Source organism: Janthinobacterium sp. JC611 (assembly GCF_018682595.1).
Taxonomy (GTDB): domain Bacteria; phylum Pseudomonadota; class Gammaproteobacteria; order Burkholderiales; family Burkholderiaceae_D; genus Janthinobacterium.
The window spans coordinates 1-3,780 of sequence record NZ_JAFLJN010000026.1 but is presented as its reverse complement, the minus strand read 5'-3'; the positions used below and the strand labels follow the sequence as shown (position 1 = coordinate 3,780).

The window sequence follows — 3,780 nt, the reverse complement described above, 5'->3', positions numbered from 1 at the left end:
GTCAATCTGCAGGCGGGCCATGACCTGCTGGCGCGCGCGGCGGACGTGCAGGCGGGCGGCACCTTGGGCCTGGTGGCGGGCAACGATATCAGCCTGGTCAATGGTTTCCAGAATGAAGTGACCGATGTCGCCAGCAAATCGACGAAGAAGGGTTTCTGGAACAAGACCACGACGACCAAGCATGACGTGGTCGATACCACCACGGCGATCGGCACCTCGCTGGGCGGTAGCAGCGTGACGGTGCAGGCCGGGCATGATTTGCAAGTTACGGGTTCGAGTATCTTGAGCGACGATGCGACGAAATTACTTGCGGGTAACAACATCACGATCGATGCGGCCACCAATACCGTATACGAGCTGCACCATTCCAGCACCAAGAAAAGCGGTTTCATGGGTAGCGGCGGTTTTGGCTTCAGCTATGGCACCAAGACCACCACGGTGGACCAGGAGCGTGACGCCACCTTGCAAAGCGGCGAGGCGCGCAGCTCGATCGGTGCCACGGGCGGCGCGTTGACGATGGTTGCTGGCAATAACGTGACGATAGGTGGCAGCGATATTCTTGCCGCCACGGATCTCGATGTCATCGGCAAGAGCGTCACCATCAAGCCGGGGCAGGACAATGAGAAGGGCAAGTTTGAAGTCAAGACGACGCAGGATGGTTTGACCCTGGCTCTGGGGGGCAGCGTGATCAGCGCCATCCAGACCTTGCAAACCATGAGTTCGGCGGCCAGCACGGCCAAGGATGGCCGCGTCACGGCGATGGCGGCGGCCACGGCGGCCATGGCCGCCAACGACGCAGCCAAGGACATGATGAAGGAAGGCGGTCCAAGCATCAGCATCAGCCTGACGGCGGGCCATTCGGAAAGCATCCAGACGCAAAATACCGCCAGCACCACGCATAGTGGCAGCGTGTTGACAGGCAACAATATCAACATCACGGCCCTGGGTGGTGGCAAGGATAGCAACATCACCATCCTGGGCAGCGACCTGAACGCGAAGAATGATATCCGCCTGCATGCCGACAATAACGTCAATCTGCTGGCCGCGCAGGACACGGAAAGCCAGCACAGCAAGAGCTCGAGCCTGAGCGCCTCCGTCGGCGTGAAGGCGATCGTCAGCACACAGGGTACCTCGTTCGGCTTCACGGCCAGCGTCAGCGGCAGCAAGGGGCATGAGGATGGCGACGGCACGACGCAGCTCAATACCCATGTGAATGCAGGCGACAAGCTGGTTATCACAAGTGGTGGCGACACCAACATCAAGGGCGCCGTGGCCAGCGCCAACCAGGTGATTGCCGACATCAAGGGCAATCTGAACCTGGAAAGCTTGCAAGACCTGGCCAAGTTCGACAGCAAGAGCCAGAGCATTTCCGCCAGTGGTACGGTGGGCATTGGCGCCAGCGTCAGCGGCAGCTATAGCCAGAGCAAGATGCACAACGACTACGCCAGCGTGCAGGAGCAAAGCGGCATCAGGGCAGGCAACGGCGGCTTCCAGATCAAGGTGGGCGGCAATACGGACTTGAAGGGAGCCGTCATCAGTGCCACCGAGGCGGGCAAGCTGGACAGCAGCCTGAGTACGGCTACCTTGACGCATAGCGATATTGCCAATCATGCGATATCGAAGGGGAGCAGTGTTGGAGTGTCGGGAGGAATGTCGTTCGCCGGTACGGGGCCTAAAAACGATAACCTCACCAACGTCGGCGGCGAGAAGGATGCCACGACGAAGAGCCTCCCAAGTATTGTCGCACTGAGCGAGAACGCTAGCAGTACTACGCGTAGCGGCATCAGCGGCGGCACTTTGGTCATCACCGATGATGAGGCTCAGCGCGCGGCGACGGGCAAGGGGGCGGATGAATCTGTTGCGGGTGTGAACCGGGATGTGACGACCGGAGTGGATAGCAGCGGCAAGATCGGCAATAATTTCGACAAGGCCAAGTTGCAGGCGACGATGGATGTGACGGCGGCGTTTGCGGCCGCTGCCGCAGAGAAGCTGGGGACCTATGCTTCCGACAAGCTGGAAGAGGCGGAAGTATTGGCAGCTGAAGCACATAAGCTCCATGAAACCGATCCTGAGCGAAGCGCAGAGTTAATGCGCCAAAGTGACGAGCTAACCAAGAATTGGAAAGAGGATGGACTTGCGCGGGTTGCCTTGCACACGGCAATTGGTGGACTTGCCGGAGGCAGCAATGGCGCGTTGGGCGCGGGTGCAGCGGCATTGTCAACGGATACTATTGCCAAGCAGCTTGAGCAAATTGATATGCCTGCAACGCTGCGTGATGCATTGACGCTGGCGGCGGGAACTGTAGTCGGTGCAGTAGCTGGCGGTGCGACGGGCGCGACCAGTGCGGCAAATGAGATAGCGAACAACTATCTCGATCACAGGCGCAATGGTAAACAAAAATCAGAGCAGGAACAGTATGACGAAGCACAAGCAGCATGTTCTCAAAAAAATGAGGCAGCATGTCGAGAGAGCACACGTCTAAGCAATTTATCCGCAGAGCGTGATAAATTAATTAACATAGCTTGTTCTGCTGGCCCCACAGAAAAATGTAGCTCAATGATAAACGAGGCCGCACTTGCTGGTAATATTGTTTTCCTCGATGAGAAAAAGAGTTTGGGAAACAGTGCAAAGGGACTTTTGGACAAAGTCACAGATTTCTTCGGGCAGGCCAATCGATCGTTTGGCTTATTCGATAGTTGGGTACCAAGTCGAGCGTCCTTTGAGAGTGGGGTGAATCAACTTTTTGGCCCTTGTTTCCAAAACTGTGCAGCGCATGAAGTTCTCGTCCAGTCTACGACTGATGTCATGCAAGGGGCGGGACAAGGCGTGGCGGAAGCCGGTAACCGATACTATACGGAACTTGCAAAAAATGCACTCCTAACGACGTTGTCGGTTGAAGCAATAGCAGCAAAAGCTGCGGCGACTGCGCTTGCTGAGCAAAGCGCGATGCTTCGTGCAGCGGCTCTCGGAAAAGGGAACTTCGGAATTGGGCAGGCTACCGCGCAGGAGGCAATGGCCATGGGGGAGGCTTGGGTAGGGCCTGGATATCGAGTTGCTAGTGATGGTAAGACGCTTGTCAGTACGGACGGTCTGCGGACCTTCCGTCCTCCGAGCCCAAAGAATAGTTCATTTGCGACGACTGGGGTACAAGCGAATTTTGAATGGTTGAGAGTGGTAGGCAATAAGCTTACTGTCATGGGAAATGCACATATGAATATAAAGCGATGAAAGCTCAACTTAAAGAAATGTATTCGCTTCAGATTCCAGAAGCGTTGAAGGAATTTCTGCCAGAAGCATCAAAAAATTTTGGGATAACAATACGACTAATGGTCGGGGTGGAAGGAGTTGATCAATCAGAGTCGTTCGACATTCTTGTGTGCACACCGACGTGGATTCAGGATCAAATTATTCTAGAAAAGTACATGTGGGGACGCCATATGTTGATTGTGAATGAATATGATTATGAGTTAATATTTCAATCCCTTTCCACTCGAATTTCGTCATATTCTGGAAAAGACTGGAATGAAGTTGCGAATAAGATTGCTCGAATTGCCGCATGGGAATTTGAGGACTACCGGTCACCGGATTCTTATGGGTGACGATGCCGTCATCTCAGCACATCAGCATTTGCAACGTTGCGGTGTATTGGGGAGCCGGGGCCAGATACCGTCTTGAATGGCAAGTCCTTTTGCCCAGTAATGCGCAGGGCCGGGGTCATGTCCAGGGCCGGGGTCAGGTCTGCCATTCGTACACGATCTCGGCCTTGGGCATGTTGAGCTG

Annotated in this window: 2 protein-coding genes; both read left to right on the top strand. The window is 55.3% G+C overall.

The window, feature by feature from the left end; genetic code table 11:
* The coding region (locus J0O65_RS19925) for a hemagglutinin repeat-containing protein (RefSeq protein ID WP_215408973.1) at positions 1-3,228 on the top strand (3,228 nt) is incomplete at its 5' end.
* Positions 3,225-3,599 carry an immunity 8 family protein gene (locus J0O65_RS19920; protein WP_215408972.1) on the top strand — a complete coding sequence of 125 codons (375 nt, stop codon included), beginning with the start codon at positions 3,225-3,227 and terminating at the stop codon, positions 3,597-3,599. The genes J0O65_RS19925 and J0O65_RS19920, both read left to right, overlap by 4 nt.
* The last annotated feature ends 181 nt before the right edge of the window (positions 3,600-3,780 follow it).

Coding starts and splice junctions, on each gene's coding strand:
- J0O65_RS19920 (WP_215408972.1), top strand. CDS start 3,225: ATGAAAGCTCAACTTAAAGAAATGTATTCGCTTCAGATTCCAGAAGCG.